This window comes from Pseudomonas sp. 2725, assembly GCF_050434585.1.
GTDB lineage: Bacteria > Pseudomonadota > Gammaproteobacteria > Pseudomonadales > Pseudomonadaceae > Aquipseudomonas > Aquipseudomonas jessenii.
Window position 1 is genome coordinate 551,050 of the sequence record NZ_JBNDIV010000005.1, and the last position, 26,724, is coordinate 577,773.

11 protein-coding genes are annotated in these 26,724 nt (G+C 60.1%); 5 read left to right on the plus strand and 6 right to left on the minus strand.

The annotated features are described in order from the left end of the window. Positions 1-146: 146 nt before the first annotated feature. A complete protein-coding gene (locus tag ABIE16_RS17350) occupies positions 147-11,390 on the minus strand; it encodes a peroxidase family protein (protein WP_429521644.1) in 11,244 nt (3,747 codons plus the stop codon). 670 nt (positions 11,391-12,060) lie between these two features. Here ABIE16_RS17350 and ABIE16_RS17355 point away from each other — a divergent pair. The 5 genes from ABIE16_RS17355 to ABIE16_RS17375 all read left to right on the plus strand — a co-directional run bounded on the left by ABIE16_RS17355 (position 12,061) and on the right by ABIE16_RS17375 (position 18,849). After that, on the plus strand, positions 12,061-13,797 hold the full coding sequence (locus ABIE16_RS17355; protein ID WP_090456696.1) for a type I secretion system permease/ATPase: 1,737 nt from the start codon (positions 12,061-12,063) through the stop codon (positions 13,795-13,797). 6 nt (positions 13,798-13,803) lie between these two features. After that, a complete protein-coding gene (locus ABIE16_RS17360) occupies positions 13,804-15,144 on the plus strand; it encodes an HlyD family type I secretion periplasmic adaptor subunit (RefSeq protein ID WP_218496157.1) in 1,341 nt (446 codons plus the stop codon). Between the two features lies 1 nt (position 15,145). Next, positions 15,146-16,474: a TolC family outer membrane protein gene (locus tag ABIE16_RS17365; RefSeq protein ID WP_429521645.1), complete on the plus strand. Its 1,329-nt coding sequence runs from the start codon at positions 15,146-15,148 to the stop codon at positions 16,472-16,474. Positions 16,475-16,675: 201 nt separating this feature from the next. After that, positions 16,676-17,806, plus strand: a complete 1,131-nt coding sequence (locus tag ABIE16_RS17370) for a carbon-nitrogen hydrolase family protein (RefSeq protein ID WP_218496154.1) — start codon at positions 16,676-16,678, stop codon at positions 17,804-17,806. A gap of 2 nt (positions 17,807-17,808) precedes the next feature. After that, a complete protein-coding gene (locus ABIE16_RS17375; RefSeq protein ID WP_057714096.1) occupies positions 17,809-18,849 on the plus strand; it encodes an AraC family transcriptional regulator in 1,041 nt (346 codons plus the stop codon). Between the two features lie 343 nt (positions 18,850-19,192). On the opposite strand, the gene ABIE16_RS17380 is transcribed toward ABIE16_RS17375, so the two are convergent. From ABIE16_RS17380 to clpX, 5 genes are all read right to left on the minus strand, one after another. After that, positions 19,193-20,050, minus strand: coding sequence for a DUF2242 domain-containing protein (locus ABIE16_RS17380; protein ID WP_429521646.1), 858 nt, complete (start codon positions 20,048-20,050; stop codon positions 19,193-19,195). Positions 20,051-20,253: 203 nt separating this feature from the next. Then, complete coding sequence (locus ABIE16_RS17385) at positions 20,254-22,125, minus strand: SurA N-terminal domain-containing protein (RefSeq protein WP_429521647.1); 1,872 nt, start codon at positions 22,123-22,125, stop codon at positions 20,254-20,256. Positions 22,126-22,360: 235 nt separating this feature from the next. Continuing rightward, positions 22,361-22,633, minus strand: a complete 273-nt coding sequence (locus tag ABIE16_RS17390; RefSeq protein ID WP_002552737.1) for an HU family DNA-binding protein — start codon at positions 22,631-22,633, stop codon at positions 22,361-22,363. Between the two features lie 149 nt (positions 22,634-22,782). Further along, positions 22,783-25,179, minus strand: a complete 2,397-nt coding sequence (gene lon / locus ABIE16_RS17395; protein WP_056722330.1) for an endopeptidase La — start codon at positions 25,177-25,179, stop codon at positions 22,783-22,785. Positions 25,180-25,429: 250 nt separating this feature from the next. Continuing rightward, on the minus strand, positions 25,430-26,713 hold the full coding sequence (gene clpX / locus ABIE16_RS17400; protein WP_008048848.1) for an ATP-dependent Clp protease ATP-binding subunit ClpX: 1,284 nt from the start codon (positions 26,711-26,713) through the stop codon (positions 25,430-25,432). Positions 26,714-26,724 lie beyond the last annotated feature (11 nt).

The following is a 26,724-nucleotide window of genomic DNA, read 5'->3' on the forward strand; positions in this document are numbered from 1 at the left end:
GTTTTGATGAGTTCCAGTACGCTGCTGGCACCCCGATAACGGATGGTATTGCGGACAAAACCCCGGAGAATGAAAAGAGAAAGGGAGGGCATCCATTGCCCTCCCCTCCGTGGTCCACGCTCCTTGCGACAGTGCCTGTCAGAACATCAAGAGGCCAGAATGAAGTCCGAGGCCGAGATGGTGTTCGGATCACCCACACCTACCAGGGTGATGGTGCCGGCACCGAAGGTGAGCAATGTATCCGCTCCCAGATCGGTAACGTTGACACTGCTGTTGAACGTCGCAGCCGTGATGCCGCCCCCGACGAAGTTGAGCAGATCCTGGCCACCCGCCGCGTTGGCATCGAAGCCGATGATCCGATCGTTGCCGAAGGGCAGCAGTCCGAACACGAAGACATCGTCGCCAGCGCTGGCATTCATCGTGTCGTTGCCGGCACCACCCGTCATGGCGTCGTTGCCTGCACCGCCATCGAGGATGTCGTTGCCTGCACCGCCCAGCAAGGTGTCGCCGCCGTCAAGGCCGTTGAGGGTGTCATTACCCACCCCGCCGGTGATGACGTTGTTCGACGCGTTGCCGGTGCCGACGAAGTTGCCGACGCCGGTGAAGATCATGTGCTCGACGTTGGCACCCAGGGTGTAGCTGTTGAGTGTCGTCTGCACGGAGTCCTCACCCTCACCTGTCACCTCGGTCACCAGATCCCCGGTTGAATTGACGTTGAAGGTGTCGCCGCCGACGCCACCGACCATCCGGTCATTGCCCGCACCGCCAATGAGGAAGTCGTTGCCGGTTGCACCGAGCAAGGTGTCGTTGCCGTCTCCGCCGCTGACGGTGTCATTACCCACCCCGCCGGTGATGACGTTGTTCGACGCGTTGCCGGTGCCGACGAAGTTGCCGACGCCGGTGAAGATCATGTGCTCGACGTTGGCACCAAGTGTGTAGCTGTTGAGTGTCGTCTGTACGGAGTCCGCACCCTCACCTGCCACCTCGGTCACCAGATCCCCGGTTGAGTCGACGCGGAAGGTGTCGTTGCCGACGCCACCGACCATCCGGTCATTGCCCGCACCACCATTGAGGAAGTCGTTGCCAGCTCCACCGAGCAAGGTGTCATTGCCGTCACCGCCGCTGAGGATGTCATTACCCACCCCGCCAGTGATGATGTTGGCCAGCTCGTTGCCGTTGCCGGTGAAGTTGCCGGTTCCGGTAAAGATCATGTGCTCGACGTTGGCACCCAGGGTGTAGCTGTTGAGTGTCGTCTGTACGGAGTCCGCACCCTCACCCGCCGTCTCGACCACCTGGTCTCCGCTCGAATCGACGCGGAAGGTGTCGTTGCCGACGCCACCGACCATCCGGTCATTGCCCGTACCGCCATTGAGGAAGTCGTTGCCGGCGGCACCTATCAGTGTGTCGTTGCCGTCACCGCCGTTGAGGGTGTCATTGGCCGTCCCACCGGTCATGACGTTGTTCAACGCGTTGCCGTTACCGGTGAAGTTGGCGGCGCCGAGATAGATCATGTGCTCCATGTTGGCGCCCAGTGTGAAGCTGGCCAGCGAGGTCTGTACGGAATCCGCACCCTCACCCGTCAACTCGGTCAGCACATCCCCGGCTGAATCGACGCGGTAGGTGTCATTGCCGACTCCGCCCAGCATCTGGTCATTACCCGCACCGCCGTTGAGGAAGTCGTTACCGTCCTCACCATTGATGAAGTCGTTGCCGTCTCCGCCACTGAGATTGTCGTCGCCGATGCCACCAAACAACTGGTCGACACCGCCCAGGCCAATGAGCGTATCGTTCCCGCCCAGGCCAAACAGCACATCGCTACCCGCGGTACCGACGAGGCTGTTCGCCAGGGCGTCGCCCGTTTGCACCGCCCCCAGCAGCACGACCAGCGCCGTCGCCGCAGAGGTCACCGACTCCAGCGTACCGAAGCCATCGGTGTAGCGCGCAATCACCCGGATTTGCTGGTTGACTTGCGCCGCACCTGGGGTGAAGGTCGCGGCGGTCGCGCCGGCGATGTTGGTGAAGGTAGTCCCGATACCTTGCTGCCATTGGTAGCTGAAGGCGCCCAACCCGTCCGCATCGGCAATCCCGGCCGTCAGCGCGGTCAGCACCTGACCTTGAGTCGGTGTCGTATCACTGACCAACAATGCGCCTGTCGGTACATCGTTGACATTGGCCACCGGAGCCGTGGCGTCGGACGCAACGCTTTCGGCTACACCGAAGTCATCCACGTAACTGACCACCACGCGCACCTGATCGCCTACCTGGGCTTGACCAAGTGTGAGCGTGCTGGTGGTGGCTCCGACGATGTCGACGAAGGTAACCCCGTTGGTCTCCTGCCACTGGAAGGTGAACTGCGGATTGCTGAGGCCATCGACGTCGACGATGGTCGACGGGTCGGCGGTCAACACCTGGTTCTGCACCGCAAGCCCGAGGATGCCAGGCCCGGCAGTCGGTGTGTTGTTTGCCGACGAGTCGACGAACTCCAGCGTACTATTGCCATCCTGATACACCGCGCGAACGCGCAGGTTCAGACCGGCGACATCATCCGCCACCCGATAGGTGGTGCCCGTCACCCGCGATGCCTCGCCGGCGGCGATAATTGTGATGTCTTCATAGATGCCCGAACCGGCAATGGTTTCGACCTGCCAGTAGTAAGACACGGGACCGGTAATCGCGCCGGTCGGATTGGCCGCACTGACGCTGTCCGCGTCGCGTATCGACTGACTGCTGACGCGCAGCAGTTGGCCGGCGACAGGAGTGTCTTCACGCGCACCGGTGGTGGCATCGAGGATCGCCAGACGCCCCACAGGAGCGCTGTTCAAGGCGGCGCCAACACCGGAGGCCTGCAACTGGTCAGCGAACTGCAGACGCTCGATGCCCGTCAGGCGATCGACGCCATCACGCCCGGCCACCAGGTCGGTCACGATGACCGCGTTGCCCTCGACAGTGACGCTGTACTCCGATGCATTACCGGAGAACATCGCGGTGTCGAAGTTGTCAGTGCCGGTCAGAATCTCCCGCACGATGACCAGCTGGCCCGGGCTGTAGGTACCGTTGAGCATGAACGGCACCAACGGTTCCATGGTGTCGAACGTGGCGATTTCCGCTCCGGTGCCATCAGCGTTTGCCCGTACGCTGATGCGTACGTTCAGCCACTTGTCACCATCGATGATGTCGTCACCGCCACGACCTTCGATGAGGTCGCTGCCGCTGCCACCGAGGATGATGTTGCCACCGTCGAAGAACGTAGCTCCCGCTGGCAGCAGACCCGCCAGGCCGTTGATCAGGCTGATGTTGGTCAGCACACTGCCGGTTGCTCCCGAGGTAGGTAGCGAAGTCGCATCTTCACTATCGCCGCGCAGGAAGTCACCGTGGGACGAACCCGACAGGCCTTCCATGATGTCGAAGCGCACCAGCGCCGACGCTCCCGAACCCGGCTGCGGAGGCACATCGAAGAAGCGGTCGCTGAAATCGACGCTCACGCCCTGGGCGAGCCCCTTGAAGGTCGCCCAGTCAAAGCCCGAGCCGCCGATATAGCGGTCACCGAGGCCGAGACTGCCGACCATGATGTCGTCGCCGCCTTCGCCGTTGAACTTATCGTTCTCGCTACCGCCGATGTAGACATCGTGACCGATTACCGGGTCGTTGCCGAGCGGGTCGAAGTTGTCGCCAGGTGCACCGTCCGAAGTGCCCTTCTCGATCCAGTCGTCGCCTTCGTTACCCATGTCCTGTTCGTTGGCTTTGCTGCCCAGGATAAAGTCGTTGCCCTGGCCACCAATGGCCTCGGAGGCGTCCTCACCGGTAATGATGAAGTCGTTGCCGAACCCGCCAATGAGCAGGTTGACGCCGTTGCCACCGTGCAGCACGTCGTTGCCGTCGCCACCCTGGACGTTATCGTCGCCGCCGGTGTCGGTGATGATGTCGTCGCCGGCGCCACCGCGCAACTGGTCGTTGCCGTCACCGCCTTCGATGCGATCGTTGCCGCCATCACCCCAGACCGTGTCATCGCCTTCACTGGCGATGAGGATGTCTGCGTTTTCGGTGCCACCCAGCACGATGTGCTCGTCACCTGTGTACTTGATGTAGTTGGTGTCCGCCCCCACGGTCAGCGGGTTGTCGCGGAACACCACCTGCGCGCCATTCGGGCCGAGCGGATCGACGGCGAGCAGACCTTCGTTGAACTGCCTACCCTGGTCCACTTCCAGATAGAACCCAGGATCCGTGAACACCACGCCCGGCAAGTGCGTGGCCGAGGTGTTGGCCATGATCAGCTTGGCGAACGAGTTGCTTTCAAGTTCCGCATTCATCGTCAGGCCAGCGGTACGCTCCAGGTAGTAGAAGCGGTCGCCGTCCTGCAGTTTTTCCATCTGGTTCTCGAACACGAAGTTGAAGGTCGAGCCGAGCATGCCGCCGAACGGAGTTTTCTGTTCGGCAAGGCCGCCAATCCACATATCGATGGCATCGACGCCAGTGATCGTCACGTTCCTCAGGTCGTCGGCAGTACCCAGTACCCCATCGCTACCGGCCAGCGTTACGTTGGCAAAGGCACCGGTGCTGTTGAGGAAGTCCAGGCGGTCAGCCGGCGCCCCCACACCACCGAATACCAGCGCCATAGCTGCAGCGCGTTTGCCTTCCAGCGTGGTCGCCGCCGTGATGGTGTCATGCGTGCCATAGGCCGCGATGAAGTTGATCAACGACTCCGGATGCTTGAGGTGCTGCACCAGGTCGACCCAGCTATTGTAAGGCTTGAGTTGGGTGTCACCGGTTTGGCTGTAGATGTCGCGGCGGAACGCGTTGAGTGAAGGAATCCCCACGTCGCGGCCACGGGCGATGTTGATCGCCGGCAGGTCGAGCGGCAGGCCGAGCAGGTTATTGCGTAGCGCCTCGGTGACGAACTCGTCGATTTCGTTACCGGCTTGCCGGGTCACCCCACGGATGATCGCACTGGTCGCATCCTCTGGCGACACGCCACTGGCGGCGAACGCCAACGGGTTGAGGAACGCCGCGATCAAGCCCAGTTGCTGATCGGGGTTGGCGCTGCTCGGATCGCCTATCACGTTGAAGTCGATATCGTAGCGATCGACAGTCTCGGTCAGCATCGAGTGGCCAAACCGGTACACGGTGTGGGCGAACTCGGCGACGATCGAGGCATCGAGGTCGACGTCGTAGACCTGGGTCGGTGCGAAGAACAGGTCGATGTTGGGCTGGATGGTCCGCGCAAATTCCTCGAACACCAGGTGCTGATACTGCATCTCGGTGCCGAACTTGGCAGCCTGGAACAAGCGCTCGCCATTCCATTGCAGCGCATCGAACTCAGCCTGGGTAGTTGGCAACGCGGCCACCGGAGTCAACAGCCACTCGTTGAGGAAGGCCACGTCACCCGAATCGAGCACGGTGTCCTTGGTCTGCGCAACCAGCCGGTTGTGCTCGGAGTGGAAGATCGCATGCACCGCAGTCAGGCCGATGTTTTCGTTGACCCGGCCGTCGCCGGCGATGTAGTGAGCGTCGAGCAGTTCGTTGTCATAGGTCAGGTTGTTGCCGCCCGGGCCAACGGGCTGCGCATTGCCGACAAGGGTGTCGGCATCCGCCTGCAGAACCCCGCCGGTAACGACCGGCACGGCGTTGTGGGCGATGTCGTTGAGGAAGGCATGGCTGGTGCGCACCGCGTTCACGAGGCTTACCGGGCTGGCCGGATTGCCTTCGACAAGCGTAGTGACATCATCGGCGGTGCCGGCAATGCCATCCGCCCCGTTGTTGACCCGAATGACAACCTGCGGGAAGCCGTTCGGCCCCTTGATGAAGTTGCCATAGGCGTCAGTCGCCAGCAGCGGGCCGCTGTCGATATCGGCGTCGGTCAGATTGATACCCAGCACGTCGCGTGCCTGGGCCTTGACCACCTTCCAGGTTGCCATACCACCGATTTCAACGTCGTCAGCGGTGCCAAACGTGCCATCCGCCCCCAGGTCACGGTTAGTGATCAACCGGCCTGTCGCTACGGGGCCGCTGGCGGTAAGTTCATAACCGCGCAGGAACACCTGATGCGACGGGTGCGAGCTATAGGTCTGGTTCTGGTCCACGAACGGCGAGGTGGTGTTGGTGTGCTCATGGATGTCGTCGGCCGTGCCAAGAACGCCATCCGCCCCTGGCTGGTTGGTCGCGCGGGTCAGAACCATGAAGTTCGTCAGGCTACCTGGGACAAAGAGTGGATCATCCGGCTGAAGCGGAATGAAGACGGTGCCCGAACCACCTTTGGTCACCAGGTCCAGACCATGATCGAAGAACTGCCCGAAGAAGGTCATCCAGGCGTTGAACGGCGCGGACAATCCCGCATCCGACGTGGTGTTCTCGAACAGGTACACATCGCGGTCGTCGCCAGTACCGAACTGTCCATCCAGCCCGGGGCTGGCAACAATCTGTACACCTTCCTTGAGCACATCGTCGTTACCCACCGCGCCGAAGTTGAGCACACCGTCCAGGCCCGGGTCGAATGCCGTGGCATAGGCCGCCGGGTTGTTCGCTGTCTGATCGACGATCAGGTTACTGATGGTGCGCGGCTGCGAGTCGATCACAAGGCCGTTGTTCTGCGCATACGACGTTCCCCCTTCCGCCGGATTGAAGACCGGATCGCCCACGCGCGGGAAGAGGTTATCGGCGGCGCCAAACTCGGTGTTGTCAATGCCGTTGAGGTTCATCAGGTTGTTGCTTGACCCGTCGACCGTACGCAGGCCCAGCGGCGCGCGGATGTTCGGGAGCAGCGAGAGGATGTCCTGACCGGCCGCATCAGCCTCGGCAATCTTGATCTGGTCAAGAATGAAGTTGAGGTCGGAGCGGACCATGTTAAGACCCGCGCCACCCGAGGTGGCATCGACTACAGGTACCTGCACCGTTGGCGTAACCGGTGCACCGGCAACGATGGCAGCCGTCGGCGTGGAGAACAGGATCTCCGTGGTGCCGTGACCGTCCTGATAGATCGCCTTGACCCGCAACGACAACCCGGCGAGGTCAGGAGAGACCTTGAACGCGGTGCCGTCGGCGCTTTGGAACGCCAGGTCGCCAGCCGGCAACAGGATGATATCCTCAAATACGCCACTGCCAGGTTCGGCCTCGAATTGCCAGATGTAGGACACAGAGGAGTTGGTGATCAACCCCTGCGGATTACCCGCCGCAACGTTGTCGGCATCGGTCACCCCGGCCACGCTGACAGTCAGTAAATCGCCCACGGTGATCGCGCCGCCGTTGCCATCGGCAACAGTCGGATTGCCATCCGGTTGGGCATTCTCCCCCGCCACCAGCACTTGCTGGTTATCGGCGAACTGCAGGCGTTCGATATGCAGCAGGGTATCGGTGCCGTCGCGACCCGCTACGCTATCGGCCACTGTCCAGACATCGTCCGTGATATCGGCCGTGCCACGGTCGTCGACAGTCACCGCATACTCGGCCTCAAGCCCGGAGAAAATGGCGGTATCGAAGGCTGCCCCGCCCGTCGAGGTGCCGGGCATGACTTCCCGCACGGCCTTGAGCTGACCAGGGTTGATGGTGCCATCCAGCATCAACGGGATCATATCGACCATGCTGTCGAAGCTGGCGATCTCAGGGCCGGTATGGTTGACGTCTGCCGGGTCATAAACGGCAATCCTGACGTTGATCCATTTGTCGCCGTCGATCAGGTCATCGCCACCGCGGCCCTCGATCAGGTCGCTGCCATCGCCGCCGAGGATGATGTTGCCAGTGGCAAAGCCGGTGACCGGCAGACCGGCATCGGCCAGGAACTGGTCCAGACCGCGGATCAACGCCACATTGGTCAGCGCACTGCCCGTGGTACCACCGTGGTTGATGATGGTGTCCGCATCGACATTATCGCCTTTGAGCACATCGCCGAAACTTGAACCGGACAAGCCCTCGACCTCGGCAAAACGGTCGAGAATCGAGGCCGGCGAGGCGCCCACCGGATTGAATATGCCGGCATTCTGGTTGGGTGTATTGCCATGCGGTTGCGCCAGCGCGGCCATGGTCAGGTCAGCGGTCACGCCGGTCCTGTCATTTTTGTAGGTCACCCAGTCGAAACCGGACATCCCTTCCATCTTGTCCTGGGCATCGCTGCCGGTAAAGATGTCATCGCCACCCTCGCCGATCATTTCGTCGAAACCGGCACCACCGATAAAGATGTCGTTGCCGATCACATCGTCATTGAGCAGCGGCGAGGCGTTATCGCCAGGCGCACCGTCCTGGGTGCCCTTCTCGATCCAGTCATCACCTTCGCCACCCATAGGTGGCAGGTTGGTCTTGGCACCGAGTATGAAGTCGTCACCCTGCCCGCCAAAGGTCAGGGAGATGTCTTCCGTGGTGATGATGAAGTCCTGGCCATCGCCACCCAGGATCAGGTTGCCTCCGGCAAGCATGCTGCCAGCGATGATCACATCGTTACCGTCATTGCCTTCCAGACGGTTGTCGCCGAACGAATCGCTGATGATGTCATCACCCGCGCCGCCCAGTACCGCATCGTTCCCGGCACCGCCTTCAAGGCGGTCGTTGCCGCCGTCGCCGTAAAGGGTGTCATCGCCCTCACCGGAAATGATGATGTCATTGCCGGCAGTGCCGCCCATGACGATATGGTCTTCACCGGTGTACTGCAGATAATTGGTGTCCGGACCCACGGTGTCGGGGTTGTCGCGAATCACCAGCGACACGACTTCCACGCCATTGATCATGATACCGCCGGTCGGATCGGCACGGCCATCCACGCCAAGGCCGGTGAACTGGGCGGTCTGATCCACCTCAAGGGTGAACGTTGGCGTCAGGAACACGGTGTTCGACAGGTGGGTGACATCGGTGTTGAGCATGATCAGTTTGGCAAAGGAGTTGTTTTCCAACTCGGCGCCGAAGTTCAGGCCCGCGGTACGCGCCAGGTAGTAGAAGCGGTCGCCGTTCTGCAACGCCTCCATCTGGGTTTCAAACACAAAGTTGAACGTCGAGCCGAGCATGCCGCCGAACGGCATCTTCTGTTCGGCGAGGCCACCGACCCAGAAGTCGATGTCGTCGACGCCCGTGATCGTCACACCGGTCAGGTCATCGGCAGTACCCAGTACCCCATCCGCGCCGGCCTGGGTTACGTTGGCGTAGGCACCGGTGCTGTTGAGGAAGTCCAGGCGGTCAGCCGGCGAACCCGCACCGTTGAATACCAGCGCAAAGGCTGCAGCGCGTTTGTCTGCCAGCGTGGTCGCCGCCGTGATCGTGCTATGCGTGCCATAGGCCGCGATGAAGTTGACCAGCGACTCGGGGTGCTTGAGGCTGTCTGCCAGGTCAGCCCAACTGATGTACGGCTTGAGTTGGGTGTCGCCGGTGGATGCGTAAAACTCGCGGCGCGCCTCATTCAAGGTGGGGATGCCCGTGTCGCGACCACGTGCCAGGTTCAGGGCCGGCAAATCGAGCGGCAGACCGAGCAGGTTGTTGCGCAACGCTTCGGTGACGAACTCATCGATCTCGTTGCCGACCTGGCGGGTAACACCGCGAATGATTGCCCCTGCCGCCTCGTCCGCAGTCACCCCGCTGCTGGCGAACGCCAGCGGGTTGAGGAAGGCCGCGATCAGACCCAGTTGCGAGTCCGGGTTGGTGGGGTCAGTGAGCAGCGGATTGAACGCGGGGTCGAAGCGATCGACGGTCTCGGTCAACATCGAGTGACCGAAGCGATACACCACGTGGGCGAACTCGGCGAGGATTGCCGGGTTGATCGAGGTGTCATAGCCGGTGGGCGCGAGGAACTCGTCGATCTGTGGCTGAATGGTCCGCCCGAACTCTTCGAACACCAGGTGTTGGTACTGCATTTCGGTGCCGAACTTGGCGGCCTGGAACAGGCGTTCGCCGTCCCACACCAACGCCGCAATCTCGGCGGGTGTAGTCGGTATCGCGGCCACGTCGTCCACCAGCCACTCATTGAGGAAGGCCAGATCGCCTGCGGCAATGATGGTGTCCTTCGATTGCTGAACCAGACGGTTGTGCTCGGAGTGGAACACATGGTGCACGGTGGTCAGGCCAATGTTCTCGTTGACCCGGCCGTCGCCGGCAATATAGTGGGCGTCGAGCAGTTCGTTGTCATAGGTCAGGTTGTTGCCGCCAGGGCCAACGGGCTGCGCATTGCCGATAGCGATGTCGGCATCCGCCTGCAGAACCCCGCCGACGACGACCGGCGCGGCATTGTGGGCGATGTCGTCGAGGAAACCATGCCCGGTGCTCACGGCATTGGCCAGACTGATGGGAGCTGCCAGGTTGCCTTCGACCAGTTGAGTGACGTCATCAGCCGTCCCGGCGATGCCGTCAGCACCGTTACTGACGCGAATCACCACCTGTGGCATGCCGTTCGGCCCGCGGATGAAGTTGCCGTACGCATCGGTTGCCAGCAATGGCACGTTGTGCACATCGGCGTCGGTCAGGTTGATGCCCAGAATGTCACGGGCCTGGGCCTTGACCACTGCCCAGGTCGCCATGCCGCCATTTTCGCCGTCGCCATCATCGGCCGTGCCGAACCGGCCATCCGGGCCGAGGTCGCGGTTGGTAATCAAGCGCCCCGTTGCAACAGGATCGCCCGCCGCGTTGATGACGTACTCGCGCAGGAACACCTGATGCGAAGGGTGCGAGGCGTAGGTCTGGCTTTGGTCGACGAACGGCGAGGTGGTGTTGGTCTGGCCATCATCGGCCGTGCCGACTACTCCGTCCGCGCCGGCGGTATGCACTGCGCGTGACAGCACCATGAAGTTGGTCAGGCTGCCCGGGACGAACAACGGATCGTCCGCCTGCAGCGGAATGAACACGACGTCGGTAGTGCTCTTGGTGACCAGGTCGAGACCGTGATCGAAGAACTGGCCGAAGAAGGTCATCCACGAGTTGAAGCTGGCGGTCAGGCCGACGTCCGGCGACACGTTGGGCATGAAGAACACGTCCTTGTCATCGGCCGTTCCGAACACGCCATCCAGTCCGGGGCTGGTGACTATCTGTACGCCATCCTTGAGTACGTCGTCATTACCCACCGTGCCGAAGTTGAGTACACCGTCCAGGCCCGGGTCGAACGCTGAGGCATAGGCCGCCGGGTTGTTGGCGGTCTGGTCGACGACCAGGTTACTGATAATCCGTGGTTGCGGGTCGATCACCGTCCCTGTTCCGGCGTACTGCGCCGATAGAAAGGAAGGATCGAGCAGGCGTGGGAAGTCAGCGTCCGCGGCGCCAAAATCACTCTGGCCGGTGACCAGGTTGTTGAAGCTGCCATCGACGGTACGCAGGCCGAACGGCACCTGGGTATTGGGAAGCAAATCAATGAGGCTGGTGCCGGCGGCATTCGCCTCGGCGATAAAGATTTGCTTGAGGATGAATTCCAGGTCCGACTTGTTGAAATTGGCCATTTTGGATTGCCCTCGATCTGTCTGGTTAAAGGCGCGGGACGAGAAAATCCTCCCGCGCCAAGTCAAGTGATGGCTTGCGCAGTTTGTTGGTTATGTTTTTTTGCGAGAGCTGGCGTTACCCGGGACCCGGGATTCGCGCCTGGAATTCGCGATATGAATTGCTCGCCGGGCGATCAGGCAGAGCGGATTCGAGCCCTGGGCGGGCCATGGAATCTGGAAGTGAAGGCGAACGTCCTGGACAGCCCCTTCCCTCTGCAAAACAACGAAATGATCGACATGGTTCTGCTCCTCCCGGGAAATCACTGCGCCCTGCGTTGCCAAAACGATGACAGGCTTCAGGCGGGCGGCCCCCCCGATAACTAAGACTAAAGTTCCATAGCAAAACTTTGTCAATATTACGTCGTTAAAACAGACGACTGGTGGCAGGCATCACAACTAGCTGTTTTTTAAGGACATATAGAAAGTTGTGTGCTGGTATAGAGCGAAATGTTATTTCGGAGTGATTCAGCGCCACCTACGCTGCTGCATAAGGGAGCAACGCAGCGATTTCGGAAGACTCGCCATCTATAGAGCGACCAGCCTGCGTGTCCATAAGCTGTTTACGGGACTACATTTACTGTTAGCTGTTGCGCGCCAAGGGCAATCGGCTTTTCGCAGTGGGAGGATCAAAATGCCCAAGCAGTCGAGCATCCGTTCAGAACTGGCCGACGCGCTCTTTCGTCTGCGCCGCAGCTTTTATTTGCTGGCAGGGTTCAGCGGCGTCATAAACGTCATGATGTTGACGCCAGCTATTTATATGCTGCAGGTTTACGATCGAGCCCTGGTCAGTCGCAACGTCACGACGCTGACAATGCTGACTGTTCTGGTAGTAGGTTTGTTCTTGCTGATGTCCACGCTGGAAATGGTCCGCACCCGTGTACTGATCCGGGTCGGTAACTGCCTCGACATGGACCTCAACCGACGCATTTTCACCGCTGCATTCGAGCGCAACCTGAACCGCGCCGGAGGTAACCCGGCCCAGGCCCTGCAAGATCTCTCCCAGGTTCGTCAGTTCGTCACCGGCAACTCCCTGTTCGCTTTCTTCGATGCACCGTGGACGCCGATCTACCTGCTGGTCGCCTATTTGATTCACCCGATACTCGGACTGATCACGCTGATCGGCTCGCTGATTCTGGTGGCCCTGGCCTGGCTCACTGAAAAGGCCACGCAGAAGCCGCTGGCCGAAGCCAATCAGGCCGCCCTCTCCTCCAGCCAGTACGCCAACAACAACCTGCGCAACGCCGAGGTCATCGAGGCCATGGGCATGCTGCCGTCGATCAGCAAGCGCTGGTTCCAAAGCCATTTGCGCATTCTGGAAATGCAGACCCTGGCCTCCGACCGTGCCGCCTTGATCAGCAGCACCGGGCGCTTCGTGCGGATCACGTTGCAGTCACTGATCCTCGGCGCCGGTGCGCTGCTGGCGATCGAAGGCAAGATCACCCCGGGGATGATGATTGCCTGCTCGATCCTCACCGGTCGCGCGCTGGGTCCGGTAGAACAGGTCATCGCGTCGTGGAAGCAACTGCTCGGCTGCCGCTCGGCCTGGGGCCGGCTCAACGAGATGCTGCAAGACTTTCCGCGCCGGCCACCGAGCATGTCGCTGCAACGACCAATGGGCATGCTGGCGGTGGAGAATGTGTATGCAGGTGCTCCGGGTACCCCCAACACGATTCTGCGCGGAGTGAGTTTCAGCCTTGTCCCCGGTGAAAGCCTCGGCGTTATCGGCCCATCCGCCTCGGGCAAATCCACCCTCGCCCGCCTGCTTGTTGGCGTCTGGCCGACGCAGGCCGGCAAGGTGCGCCTGGACGGTGCGGACATATTCACCTGGAACAAGGGCGAGCTTGGCCCCTGGCTCGGCTACCTGCCACAGGACGTGGAACTGTTCGAGGGCAATATCGCCGACAACATTGCGCGCTTTGGCGAAGTGGACAGCGAAGCGGTCATCCGCGCCGCCAAGATCACTGGCGTGCACGAGATGATCCTGCGTTTTCCGCAGGGTTATGACACCCGCCTGGGCACCGATGGCAGCCCGCTATCCGGTGGCCAGAAGCAGCGCATCGCCTTGGCCCGCGCGCTGTATGGCGAGCCCAATCTGATCGTGCTGGACGAACCGAACGCCAACCTCGACGACGTCGGCGAAAAGGCCTTGGTCGATGCCCTGGCCGAACTCAAGGGCCGTGGCGCCACCGTCATTCTGATTTCTCACCGTCCCAACGTACTCTGTGCCGTCGATAAGGTACTGATGCTGCGCGACGGCGGCGTGCAGATGCTCGGCACGCGCGATGAAGTGTTCGCAGCGCTGCGCAAGGCCAGTGTGATCCCTGCAAGCGCGTCGACTCCACTGGCCTCCGTCAAAGCACGGGAGTGACCGATCATGCAACTGAGCCAACACACCGAGATGATTCAAGCCGATCCCAGGAGCGTGGTAGATCTGGACGTCGGTAAACCCGCGCGCTGGGGCGTGTGGCTGGTGCTCGCCGGTTTCGGCGGCTTCCTCCTGTGGTCCTGGCTGGCGCCGCTGGATGCCGGCGTGGTAGCGACAGGCACGGTCAAAGTCACCAGTAATCGCAAAGCCGTGCAGCATCTGAGCGGCGGTACCGTGGAGGCCATTCTCGTTCGCGAAGGCGATCTGGTAACAAAGGGTCAGGAGGTGGTCCGCCTCGACTCGTTGCGCGCCCTTGCCGAACAGGGGGCGGTCAGCGCCCAGTACATCGTCAGCAAGACGGTGGAAAACCGTCTGGAAGCGGAACGTGACAACCGCGAAGTGGTGAACTTCGATCCCGAACTGCTCAAGCGCTTCAAGGGTGACCAACGCCTGGAAGCCGCCATGGACCTGCAACAGCGCCTGCTCGATACACGGCGCGCCGGTCTCGCTGGCGAAATCAGCATCCTGAAGGAAAACCTGGCGGCGTCGGCAGTGCAGCTCAAGGGCCTGCAGCAGGTCTATAGCGCCCGTGCCTCGCAGATCAGTTTCCTCAACCAGGAACTGCAAGGCACCCGCGTGCTGTCGGCCGAAGGCTATGTGCCGCGCAACCGCCTGCTTGAGCTGGAGCGCAGCAATGCCGACCTCTCCGCCGGCCAGGCCGAGAACCTGAACAACATTGCCCGGGTGCGTAGCCAGACCACCGAAATCAAGCTGCGCATCCTGCAGCGCCAGCACGATTACCTGAAGGAAGTCGAATCGCAGTTGACGGAAACCGCCAAGGAAAACACCACCCTGGCCGACCGCTTGCGCGCCCTCGACTATGAAGTGACGCACACGGTGATTCGTTCGCCGATCGACGGCATGGTCCAGGCCCTGAGCATCGCCACCGTCGGCGGGATCATTCAGCCCGGCTTCAAGATCATGGAAATCGTTCCGCTCAACGAACCGTTGCAGGTCGACGCGATGATTCCCGTGCAGGCCATCGACAAGATGGTCCCCGGCCTGCCCGTGGACATTTCCTTCCCGGCCTTCAACCATGCCCAGACGCCTAACATCCCCGGACGTGTGATGACTATCTCCGCCGACCGCCTGATGGACGAGGAAAGCAAGCAGCCGTTCTATCTGGCCCAGGTGGAAGTCACCCCCGATGGCATGAGCCTGCTTGGCAGCAATCACATTCGCCCCGGCATGCCCGCCAGCGTCACCATCAAGACCGGCGAACGCAACATGATGAGCTATCTTCTTAAACCAATGCTCGAACGCGTGGACAGCTCATTCAAGGAACAATGAAATGGACCGTCATTGCCTGCTCTTCTGCCTGCTGGGGCTGGCCTTGCCGGCCAGCGCCATGGACCTCAAGCAAGCCTGGGACCTGTTGCAGTTCCAGGGCCCTATCTACCAGGCCGCCGTGAATGAAAAAAAGGCCGGCGGGGAAAATCGCGCCATCGGCAAGGCCGGCCTGTTACCGCAGGTCAACGCCTCGGCCTACAACAACAAGGTCAATGGTACTCAAAGCCAGAACAACATCGACAGAGATCTCCATTACGACTCCAAGGGCGCCAACGTGCGCCTGCGCCAGCCGCTGTTCAACAAACAGAAGATGGCCGAGTACCGCCAGGGTCAACAACGTGCCGACTACAGCAACGCGGTATTCGATGCCAAGAGCCAGGACGCCGCGGTGCGCTTGGCCGAAAGCTATTTCGATGTGCTCCTGGCCAGCGAAACCATCACCCTGGCCAAGTCCAAGCTGAACGCCTTCGACGAACAACTCGCCTCGGCGAAACGGCGCCTGGAACTGGGGGCCGGCACCGTCACCGACGTCGACGAGTCGACCGCCCGCCGTGACCTCGCCGAAGCCGAACTGATCGAAGCGCAGGACAACCTGGTCAACGCGCGCCGCAAGCTCGAGGAATACATCGGTGAAACCCCCGATTCGCTGACCACCTTGCGTCCGAGCTTCGATACACCACCACTACTGCCAAGCAACCTGCAGGACTGGTTGGTCAAAGCCCAGACCGATAGCCCGCTGATCCATGCACGCCGCTATAGCCGTGACCTCGCCGAAGAAGAAGTGAAGCGCGCCAGGGCCGGCCACTGGCCGACACTGGATTTCATCGCCGGCTACACCGCGGGTGAGAGCCAATCACTCTCCGAGCTGAATCAACGCAACCGCTACGGTTCGATCGGACTGGAAGTCAATTTCCCGCTGTTCAGCGGTGGCGGCGTCAGCGCTCTGACACGCCAGGCCAGCGCCAACAGCGACAAGGCCCTGGATGAACTCGACGCTGCGCGACAGGAAGTCATCACCGGAACCACCCGTGAGTTTCAAGGCATTCTGAGCGGTGCCAGACGCATTCGCGCGCTGGAGAAGGCAGTAGCGTCCAACGAACGCTCACTGGCATCGTCACGCAAGGGCTTCAAGGAAGGCGGCACCAGCACCAACTCGGACGTCCTCAATGCCGAAGAGCTGCTTTTCGTTGCGCGCCACGATCTGTTCGAGGCCAAATTGCGCTATTTGATGTCGCGCCTGCGCCTGGCCTCCTCGGTGGGCAGCCTGGGCGACGACGATATCGACCAGATCAACAACTACCTCGGCCCGGAACTGCTGGTCACCAACTGACGCTCACCTGCCGGTCGGTCAAGCCGAATGATGGCAGACCGGCGCCCCTCCTCCCAAGATCCCCATCCAGCCTTTCATGGCCGCGTCGCGGCGCAGAAAGGCAGCCGCCAGCGAAAAAAACAGCCAACCCTTGAAATTTGCCCACTAAGGCCTTGATTCCCTTTATGCTCGAACCGGTTCCAGGCTGTAAACTGTTTCCCCATGCGCAAACTTTTGTACCTGACATTTTCCATGGCGTTGCTCGCCACCCTCACGACCTACGCGATGTGGGCCGCAGACCGGCCGGTGGGTCATTACCTTTCGGATCTGCGGATCAACCTGGCTGTCGACCAGGGCACACCTGCGGACCGCGGCAATCTGTTGGGCATTCAGCCCGAACTGTTTCCCACCGATTATCAAAGCCCCGAGCGTTTGCACCGCAAGCTCGCGGCCTATCTGCAAGCAGCCCGGGACCAGGGTCTGTTGAACGGCAAGACCGTCGTCGTGTTGCCGGAGCACATCGGTACCTGGCTGATGGTCAGCGGCGAGAAGGATGAGTTGTATCAGGCCAGCACCCTCAAGGAGGCCATGAACTGGCTGGCGGTGAGCAATCCCCTGAAGTTCGCCAAGGCGTTGATCAGCGCCGAGGGCGGCAACCGTCTGGACGATGCCCACCTACGCATGAAAGCCAAGGCGATGGCCAGAGACTACCAGGCATTGTTCGGAGGGCTGGCCAGGGAATTCCACGTGACGCTGGTGGCGGGTTCCATCGTACTGCCCGAACCGAGCATCATCGACGGCACCTTGAGAATCGGCCGCGGCGCGCTGTACAACAGCAGCGTGGTGTTCAACAGCGAGGGCCTGCCGATCGGCCAGCCCCAGCGCCAGATACACCCGTTCTTCGCAGAACAGAACGGGATCAAGGCGAACGGTGAGCACTCGCTCAATGTCGTTGATACCCCCGCCGGAAGGCTGGGCGTATTGATCGGTCATGACAGCTGGTACCCGGAAAACTACCTCAAGCTCAACGACCAAAGCGTGCAACTGGTCGCGGTACCGGCCTTTGTTGCCGGCCGTGGCACCTGGGATCAACCGTGGCGTGGCTACAGGGGCTCGTCAGCGCCGACATCGGTCATCTTGAAGCCTGGAGAAGTCAGTGAAGGCCAGGCCTGGCAGCGCCTGAATCTCACGACCCGGACACCTGCCAGTCAAGCCGTCGCTGGCATGAGTGTGTTCCTGCGGGGTCAGTTCTGGGATCAGGGCAGCGCCGGACACAGCTTCCTCAGCAGCAACGGCCAGCATTTTGCCGACGGCAATGCCCATGGTGCGCGTTTGCTGAACCTCTGGTTGTAGCCATGAAGCCGCAGCCGATGCGCCTGGGCGATCTGTCGGTGGGCTTTGTTCATAGCCTGGCCGATGCCGTGCGCAGTCATGGCGTCGATCCTCAGCCACTGCTCGATCAATACGGCCTCGACGCCGGGCGCCTGAGCGAAGCCGGTGCCCGACTGTCGATACCGCGCTACATGCGCCTGGGCCACAGCGCCATTCAACTGACCGGCAACCCGGCCCTTGGCTTGCGCATGGGCCAGCTCAGTCGCCTGAGCCAGGCTGGCCTTGCTGGCGTCACTGCGGCCCAGGCGCCGACGGTACGAGAAGCCGCCCGCTGCCTGATTCGATTCGAAGCCTTGTATGGCTCCAATTATCGGGGTCAATCAAGCTTTCACGAAGACGCCCAGGGCGCCTGGCTGCGCTTCTATTCGATCAGCCCCTATAACGCCTACAACCGCTTTGTGGTGGATTCGATCATCGCCGGCTGGTTGCAGCAATTGTCCAGTGTCAGCCCTGCCCCGCTGCGCGCCGAACGCATCGAGATCGAATTCGAGGAGCCCGGCTACCGCGCGGCCTATGACGTGTTGGGTGACTGTCCGATTCAGTTTGGTGGCGAGCGCAATCAACTGCGCTTGAGCCTGGAAAGTCTCGCCCAGCGCAACCCCGAGCATTGCCCGAGTACCTGGCGGCATTTGCTGCAACTGTGTGAGCGAGAACTGGAACAACTGACACGCACCCGCAGCCTGCGCGAACGCATCATCGCGCTGCTGGGCCCCCTGCTCAATGGTGGCCGGGAACCCGACCTGCAAGAGGTGGCGGCACGCCTGAAGCTGCCCACCTGGACCCTGCGCCGCAAGCTCGCCGAAGAAGGCACGCAGTTTCGTGCAATTCTCAACGACACCCGTCGCGACCTGGCCATGACCTACATACGCGACACCGAACTGGCGTTCGGAGAGATCGCCTACCTGCTGGGTTTTGCCTCAGCCGAAGCGTTTCAACGCGCATACAAACGCTGGAACGGACAGACCCCCGGCGAATTTCGCCGCAGTCATCGCCAATCCGCCTGATGCCTACAACTCGGTAGCGTCTTCCGCCGGCTCCAGTGGGTCCAGTTCGAAAGCCTGGTACTCGAGCAACTCTTCTTGATAATCGTCCATTTTTGAATCCCCCAACCCATATTAAAAACGTCTGAATAAATGACCAATTCCCAGAGCATAAAGTGCCCGCATGAAAGAAAAATGACGCGGACACGACACTCTGTCGCTACTGAATAAAACGTAGCAGCTGGTCAGGAATTTATCATCGGATTTTTTCGCGGGAGGCCACAGAACAGTGGTCTTGGTTGACGAGGGTCAATCTTTTGGCTGGCCACGGGATCGGGTCATCCGACCCGATCCCCTGGCATATCCATCACTGGCCTGAGGCAGGCATCGCCGGGATGGGTTCGCTCGGCGCAGGCAAGTCACTCGGGTTCGACGGTGGAGTGACGATTTCCTGGAACGATGCAGGCTCTACACGCTCGGTCGGCGTGATCGGCGCCGCTTCAGGAGGCGGGGCAACCGGCTCGGAGACCGCTGGAGCCGCTTCAATGGATGCAGGTGCAGGTGCAGGCGCTGGTGCAGCAGGCTCTACAGCGGGAGCCGCTGCCGGGGCAGGTGCCAGTGGTGCCGGCGCTGCCTGGGCTTCAGGCACGCCCAGGTCCGTTTTCGGCTTTTCGGGGATGTGCGCAGCCTTTTTCGCTTCCGGCGGCAGGAACAGCTCGACCAGTGCGAAGAAACGCTCGTAGAACTTGGCAGACGATACGGTTTCGCTGGCGACCTTGACCATCGAGTCATCGGAGGAGCCGATCGGCATCGACACCGAGCCCAACACACCCACACCGAGACTGGCGGAGTTGTTGGTCTTCTTCAGCGCATAACGATCCTGCAGGGCGTTGGCGAATACGGTCGCGTGGTGCCCTTCGCTGCCGTCATCGGCACAGACCACGCTGAAGCTGATCTCCATGTGGTTCTCGCCGGTCTGCTGGAAGCTCTTGTGACCGCTGACCAGCTTCGAATCGTTGCTGGTGATGATGTAACCCTGGCTGAGCAAGGCACGACGAGCGGCTTCACAGCTCTGGGTATCGCTGACCGGATAGTTTCGGGAAAAGGTACCGGAGTCGTCGAAATTCTCATGCTCATAGATGGCGGTCTTGTTCGATGAACAACCGGCCGCAGTAGCAAGCACGGCTGCCAGTCCGACAACCCGCATGGGAAGTGATTTAAACATTGAACATCCTGAAGAAAACGGTTCGGGGCATATTGTGCAACAGATCGATGCTTAGCGGAGCATCGATCATGTCTTAAAACGGTTACAGGCTGATTGACCCCGGTTTTGCGCAAAAGTCACCGCGGCAAGTGACGTACGGCCAAACAAAAAGACCCCAGCCTTCCGGCCGGGGTCTTTTGTGCAGCGCTAAACCCGATCAGGCATCAGTAACGCTTGATTTCCGCCTGGCTTTCCAGCTGCTTGCGGTAAGCCGCGAAGTCTTGCTGGCCGATGCGGGAAGCGAGGTAGCGACGATACTGTGCTTTCTCTTCTTCGGTCGGCGCCGCTGCTTCGTTCACGCCATTGAGGCGCACGATCATCAGGCTGCCATCCGACAGCGTCACGCTGGTGAAGGTCGGCTTGTCCTTGGACGCAGGCTTCGCCATGCGGAACAGCGCTTGCAGCACCGCAGGGTCGACCCCTTCCTGAGCACGAGTCGCCGCTTCCGTGACTTTCCAGGCCTGGCCGTCGACTGCCTGATCCAACGGGGTCTTGCCATCGCGCAGGCTGGCAATCAGGGCGTCAGCCTTGGTCTTGGCATCGGCGCTGGCGTGTTCCTTGGCCAATTGCACACGGATCGCAGCAGAGACGCTTTCCAGCGGCAATTGCGAAGGCTTCAGGTGCTCCTTGGCACGCAACACGACCACGGTTTCCGGATCGAGCTCGATGGCAGTGCTGTTCGCACCCTCATCCAGGACCTCCGGGCTGAACGCGGCAGTGATCACGGCACGGTTGGCTGCAATACCCTCACCGCCTTCACGGCCGAACGGCTTGGACGTGTGGACGTTCAGTTTCAGGTCTTGTGCCGGTTGCGCCAGGTCCGACGCTTCGAATGAAGCGTCTTCCAGTTGCTTGGTCGCCTCGACAAAACGCTGTTCGACCTGCTGGGCCTTCAATTCGCGGGTCAGCTTGTCTTTCAGGCTGGCGAATGTCGGAACTTCAGGCGCTTCCACGCCCAACAGCTTGATCAGGTGGAACCCGAAATCGGTGCGAACCGGCGCGGAAACCTGGTCCTTGGCCAACGAATACAGGGCTTTCTCGAACGCCGGGTCGTAGACGCCAGGACCGGCATAACCCAGGTCACCGCCGTTGTTCGCCGAACCCGGATCCTGGGAGAATTCCTTGGCCAGCGCCTCGAATTTCTCGCCCTTGGCCAGACGAGCCTGAATCTCTTCGATCTTCGCCTTGGCTTGCGCCTCGGTGGTCTTGTCATTCACTTCAATCAGAATGTGCGCCGCCTGGCGTTGCTCGGACAGGTTCGCGATTTCTTTCTGATAGGCCGCCTGCAGGTCTTCGTCATTGACGCTGACCTGATCGAAGAAGGAAGCCTTCTTCAGCTCGAGGTAATCGATGACCACCTGATCCGGCGTCATGAATTCCTTGGCATGCTCGTCGTAGTAGGCCTTGACCTCATCGTCGGTCAGCTTCACCGCTGCCGGGTCGGCCTTGATGTTCAGCGAGGCGAAATCGCGGGTCTGTTTTTCCAGACGGGCAAACGCCAGTACCTGTGCATCGGTCACGAAACCGCTACCGGCGAGACCGGCACGCAGCTGACCAATCAGCATTTCCTGAGCCAGCATCTGGCGGAATTGCATGCGGGTATAGCCGAGTTGGCGAATCACCTGGTCGAAACGCTCGGAGCTGAACTTGCCATCCACCTGAAACTCAGGCGTTTGCAGGATGACCTGATCCAGAGCCGCTTCGGAAAAGGCGAATTTCGAGTCTTCTGCGCCTTGCAGCAGCAGTTTGCGATCGATCAGGCCCTTGAGAGCCGACTCGCGCAGCATTTTTTCATCGAGCAAGGAAGCATCGAAATCCTTGCCCAGCTGTTGCATGAGCTGACGGCGTTGCATATCGACCGCCTGGCTCAGTTCGTTCTGGCTGATTTCTTCGCCATTGACCTTCGCCGCTTCATTCGTGTTCGTCGTGGCCTGAAAAATGGCGTCGAAACCGGTCAAAGCCATCAGTGCAACGATGACCCCGATAATAGTCTTGGCAATCCAGCCTTGTGAATTGTCCCTGATATTCTGCAGCATGCGTCCCCCAGAAACGGTTGAACTTCAAAAATTAGGCAACCGTGGAGCGTGGGTAGAATCCGGATAGAAGAAAGGCGCATCCGAGGATGCGCCTTCTCGTAACTGGCGGAGCGGATCGAGGGGCTCGAACTGGCGACCCTCGGTGTCTTGAACCGGCGACCTGCAGTCAGGACTGCCGCTCCGCTGCCAAGTCAGGCATGACCCCGACCCGGATGGGTAAAAACCTGAATCGAACTTAGTTGACAGCTTCTTTCAGTGCTTTACCGGCTTTGAAACCTGGTTTTTTGGCTGCTGCGATTTCCAGCGTCTTACCGGTCTGTGGGTTACGACCAATGCGAGCCGGACGATCAGTTACGGAGAAGGTACCGAAACCAACCAGAACAACAGAGTCGCCAGCCTTGAGAGCGCCAGTGACGGATTCGATTACAGCGTCCAGCGCACGGCCAGCAGCAGCTTTCGGGATATCAGCGGATGCAGCGATAGCATCAATCAGTTCCGACTTGTTCACTCTAAGTCCCCTTATATCTATTTGAGTATGATTCTAAGTTTTTTTGGTGAAAGCAAAAACGAGTGCTGAATGGCCTACAGACACTTAAGAGCCGCTTTATAACAAGGGCTCTAAAAAGCTGTCAAGAAAGCCCCCCAGGCAAATACGTACTAATGCGTGCTAATTCTTTCCTTAGAATCTGCGTCGCGTTTCTCATCCTTCGCGACTATCTCCGGAGCCACGTCCGGCAAGGGCTCCGGCGCGTATTGCAACGCAATTTGCAGGACCTCGTCAATCCATTTAACCGGTTTAATCTGTAGATCCTGCTTGATATTGTCCGGAATCTCTTTGAGATCGCGCACATTCTCTTCAGGAATGATCACGGTCTTGATTCCGCCACGGTGGGCAGCCAACAGTTTTTCTTTCAAGCCGCCAATGGCCAAGACCTGGCCACGCAACGTGATCTCGCCGGTCATGGCGACATCCGCGCGTACCGGAATGCCGGTCAATGCCGATACCAGGGCCGTGCACATGCCTACACCGGCGCTAGGGCCATCCTTTGGAGTCGCCCCTTCCGGCATATGGATGTGTGTGTCGCGCTTCTCATGGAAGTCCAGAGGGATCCCCAGGCTCTTCGCCCTGCTGCGGACAACGGTCAAGGCCGCGGTGATCGATTCGACCATCACGTCACCCAAGGAACCGGTCTTGATCAACTGGCCCTTGCCCGGTACGACGGCCGCTTCGATGGTCAGCAGCTCGCCACCCACCTGAGTCCACGCCAACCCGGTCACCTGGCCAATCTGATCCTGCTGCTCGGCCAGGCCGTAGCGGAATTTACGCACGCCCAGGAAGTGCTCCAGCATGTCTGCGGTGACCTTCACCGAGAAGCGTTTCTCCAGCGCATGTTCCTTGACGGCCTTGCGGCAGACCTTGGCAATCTGGCGCTCCAGCCCACGCACACCGGCTTCACGGGTGTAGTAGCGGATGATGTCGCGGATCGCTTCTGCGTCAAACTCCAGCTCGCCTTTCTTCAGGCCGTTGGCCGTAATCTGCTTAGGCGAAAGGTATTTGACGGCGATGTTGATCTTCTCGTCCTCGGTGTAGCCCGGCAGACGGATCACTTCCATCCGGTCCAGCAACGCCGGCGGGATGTTCATCGAGTTCGACGTGCACAGGAACATCACATCGGACAGGTCGTAATCGACTTCCAGATAGTGATCGTTGAAGTTGTGGTTCTGCTCGGGATCGAGCACCTCCAGCAACGCCGATGCCGGATCGCCACGCATGTCGCTGCCCATCTTGTCGATTTCATCGAGCAGGAACAGCGGGTTGCGGACACCCACTTTTGTCATCTTTTGAATCAATCTTCCTGGCATCGAACCGATGTAAGTACGGCGATGGCCACGAATTTCCGCCTCGTCACGCACGCCACCGAGGGCCATGCGCACGAATTTGCGGTTGGTGGCGTGAGCAATCGACTCCGCCAGGGACGTTTTACCCACCCCGGGAGGACCGACCAGGCATAGCACCGGACCACGAATTTTCTTCACGCGCTTTTGCACGGCGAGGTATTCGAGGATGCGTTCCTTGACCTCTTCGAGGCCATAGTGGTCGGCATCCAGAATGTCTTCCGCGCGCGCCAGGTCCAGGCGCACCTTGCTCTGGGCCTTCCACGGCACTTGAACCAGCCAGTCGATGTACGAACGCACCACGGTCGCTTCCGCGGACATCGGCGACATCTGCTTGAGCTTGTTCAGCTCGGCCGTCGCCTTGGCCAGCGCGTCTTTCGGCAGGCCGGCGGCATCGATACGCTTTTTCAGCTCTTCGACTTCGTTGTGGCCTTCGTCACTGTCGCCGAGCTCTTTCTGAATGGCCTTCATCTGCTCATTCAGGTAGTACTCGCGCTGACTGCGCTCCATTTGTTTCTTGACGCGGCCGCGAATGCGTTTTTCGACTTGCAGCAGATCGATCTCGGCATCCAGCAACGCCAGAACGTGCTCGACCCGGGCCGACAAATCGATGATTTCGAGGATTTCCTGCTTCTGTTCGATCTTCAGCGCCATGTGCGCGGCCATGGTGTCCACCAGGCGGCCTGGCTCATCGATGCTGTTGAGCGACGACAGGACTTCAGCCGGGACTTTCTTGCCCAACTGCACGTATTGCTCGAACTGGGACAGCAAGCTGCGAACGAACACTTCCGATTCGCGCTCTGGTGCTTCAACTTCGTCGATCAGGGAGACTTCGGCACGGCAGTGGCCGTCCACTTCGCTGAAGCGCTCGACAGCGCCCCGCTGCTCGCCTTCGACCAGAACCTTGACCGTTCCGTCAGGCAGCTTGAGCAGCTGCAGAACGGTGGCAATCGTACCAACGCGATACAGGGCATCTTCACCGGGATCGTCGTCAGCCGGGTTTCTCTGGGCCAGCAGAAGGATCTGCTTGTCACCCGTCATCGCAGCCTCGAGGGCTTCGATGGATTTCTCGCGCCCCACGAACAGCGGGATAACCATGTGCGGATAAACCACGACATCACGCAATGGCAGGAGAGGCAATTCGATGGTTGTCTTCATGATTTCGCCTCTACGGCGGCCATAAGGCCGTAAACAGATGGAAGTAAGCTTGAAACCAAGATGGGGGCTGCCCAGGAAAAAAACAAGCGGATAAAAGAACCACTTGAAAGATTGCAGCATACGGAAGCTGCTGCGACGGGCCGGATAAGCCTTCAAAGACCGCCTTCGCTGGCAAGCCGGCTCCTGCAGGCCAGATCCCGAAATAGCAAAGGGGCCCGAAGGCCCCTTCTTTATTCAAGCTGCGTGACGCTTATGCGTCTGGCGCAGCCTTGGCGGTCGGCTCACTGTTTTCATAGATATACAGTGGCTTGGACTTGCCTTCTATCACGCTTTCATCGATCACTACTTTGCTCACCTCCGATTGCGAGGGGATTTCATACATAGTGTCGAGCAATACACCTTCGAGAATCGAACGCAGGCCACGGGCACCGGTTTTACGCTCCAGGGCACGCTTGGCGACCGATTTCAGAGCGTCGGTCCGGAATTCCAGATCCACGCCTTCCATCTCGAACAGCTTGGCATACTGCTTGGTCAGAGCATTTTTCGGCTCGGTGAGGATCTGCATCAATGCAGCCTCGTCGAGCTCGTCCAGCGTGGCAAGTACCGGCAGACGACCGACGAATTCCGGGATCAGACCGAACTTGACCAGATCGTCAGGCTCGACTTCACGCAGGGACTCACCGACTTTCTTGCCTTCTTCCTTGCTGCGCACTTCTGCATTGAAACCGATGCCACCCTTGGTGGAACGGTTTTGAATGACCTTCTCAAGACCAGAGAACGCGCCACCGCAGATGAACAGGATGTTACGGGTGTCGACCTGCAGGAATTCCTGCTGCGGATGCTTGCGACCACCTTGAGGCGGAACGGAAGCGACCGTGCCTTCGATCAACTTGAGCAGGGCCTGCTGCACGCCTTCACCGGAAACGTCCCGGGTGATCGACGGGTTGTCAGACTTGCGCGAAATCTTGTCGATTTCATCGATGTAGACAATGCCCATCTGGGCCTTTTCCACGTCGTAATCGCATTTCTGCAGCAGCTTCTGAATGATGTTCTCGACATCTTCACCCACGTAACCCGCCTCGGTGAGGGTGGTTGCGTCGGCGATGGTGAACGGAACGTTCAGCAAGCGGGCCAGTGTTTCGGCAAGCAGGGTCTTACCCGAGCCTGTCGGGCCGATCAGCAGGATGTTGCTCTTGCCGAGTTCGACGTCGTCATTCTTTTTGTCACGCTGATTCAGGCGCTTGTAGTGGTTGTACACCGCTACGGCCAGAACCTTTTTCGCACGCTCCTGACCAATCACATACTGATCAAGGATGCCGCTGATTTCTTTAGGCGAAGGCAATTTATGCGCGCTGCTTTCGGCCTGTGCTTCCTGCACCTCCTCGCGGATGATGTCGTTGCACAGGTCGACGCACTCGTCGCAGATAAAGACCGAGGGGCCGGCAATCAATTTGCGTACTTCATGCTGGCTTTTGCCACAGAAGGAGCAATAGAGCAGCTTGCCGTTGTCCTCGCCGTTGCGGGTGTCAGTCATTCGTTCGATCC

Excerpts from the sequence above, each read along its gene's own strand:
- ABIE16_RS17350 (WP_429521644.1), bottom strand. The coding sequence starts at position 11,390 with ATGGCCAATTTCAACAAGTCGGACCTGGAATTCATCCTCAAGCAAATC.
- ABIE16_RS17355 (WP_090456696.1), top strand. The coding sequence starts at position 12,061 with ATGCCCAAGCAGTCGAGCATCCGTTCAGAACTGGCCGACGCGCTCTTT.
- ABIE16_RS17360 (WP_218496157.1), top strand. The coding sequence starts at position 13,804 with ATGCAACTGAGCCAACACACCGAGATGATTCAAGCCGATCCCAGGAGC.
- ABIE16_RS17365 (WP_429521645.1), top strand. The coding sequence starts at position 15,146 with ATGGACCGTCATTGCCTGCTCTTCTGCCTGCTGGGGCTGGCCTTGCCG.
- ABIE16_RS17370 (WP_218496154.1), top strand. The coding sequence starts at position 16,676 with ATGCGCAAACTTTTGTACCTGACATTTTCCATGGCGTTGCTCGCCACC.
- ABIE16_RS17375 (WP_057714096.1), top strand. The coding sequence starts at position 17,809 with ATGAAGCCGCAGCCGATGCGCCTGGGCGATCTGTCGGTGGGCTTTGTT.
- ABIE16_RS17380 (WP_429521646.1), bottom strand. The coding sequence starts at position 20,050 with ATGTTTAAATCACTTCCCATGCGGGTTGTCGGACTGGCAGCCGTGCTT.
- ABIE16_RS17385 (WP_429521647.1), bottom strand. The coding sequence starts at position 22,125 with ATGCTGCAGAATATCAGGGACAATTCACAAGGCTGGATTGCCAAGACT.
- lon (WP_056722330.1), bottom strand. The coding sequence starts at position 25,179 with ATGAAGACAACCATCGAATTGCCTCTCCTGCCATTGCGTGATGTCGTG.
- clpX (WP_008048848.1), bottom strand. The coding sequence starts at position 26,713 with ATGACTGACACCCGCAACGGCGAGGACAACGGCAAGCTGCTCTATTGC.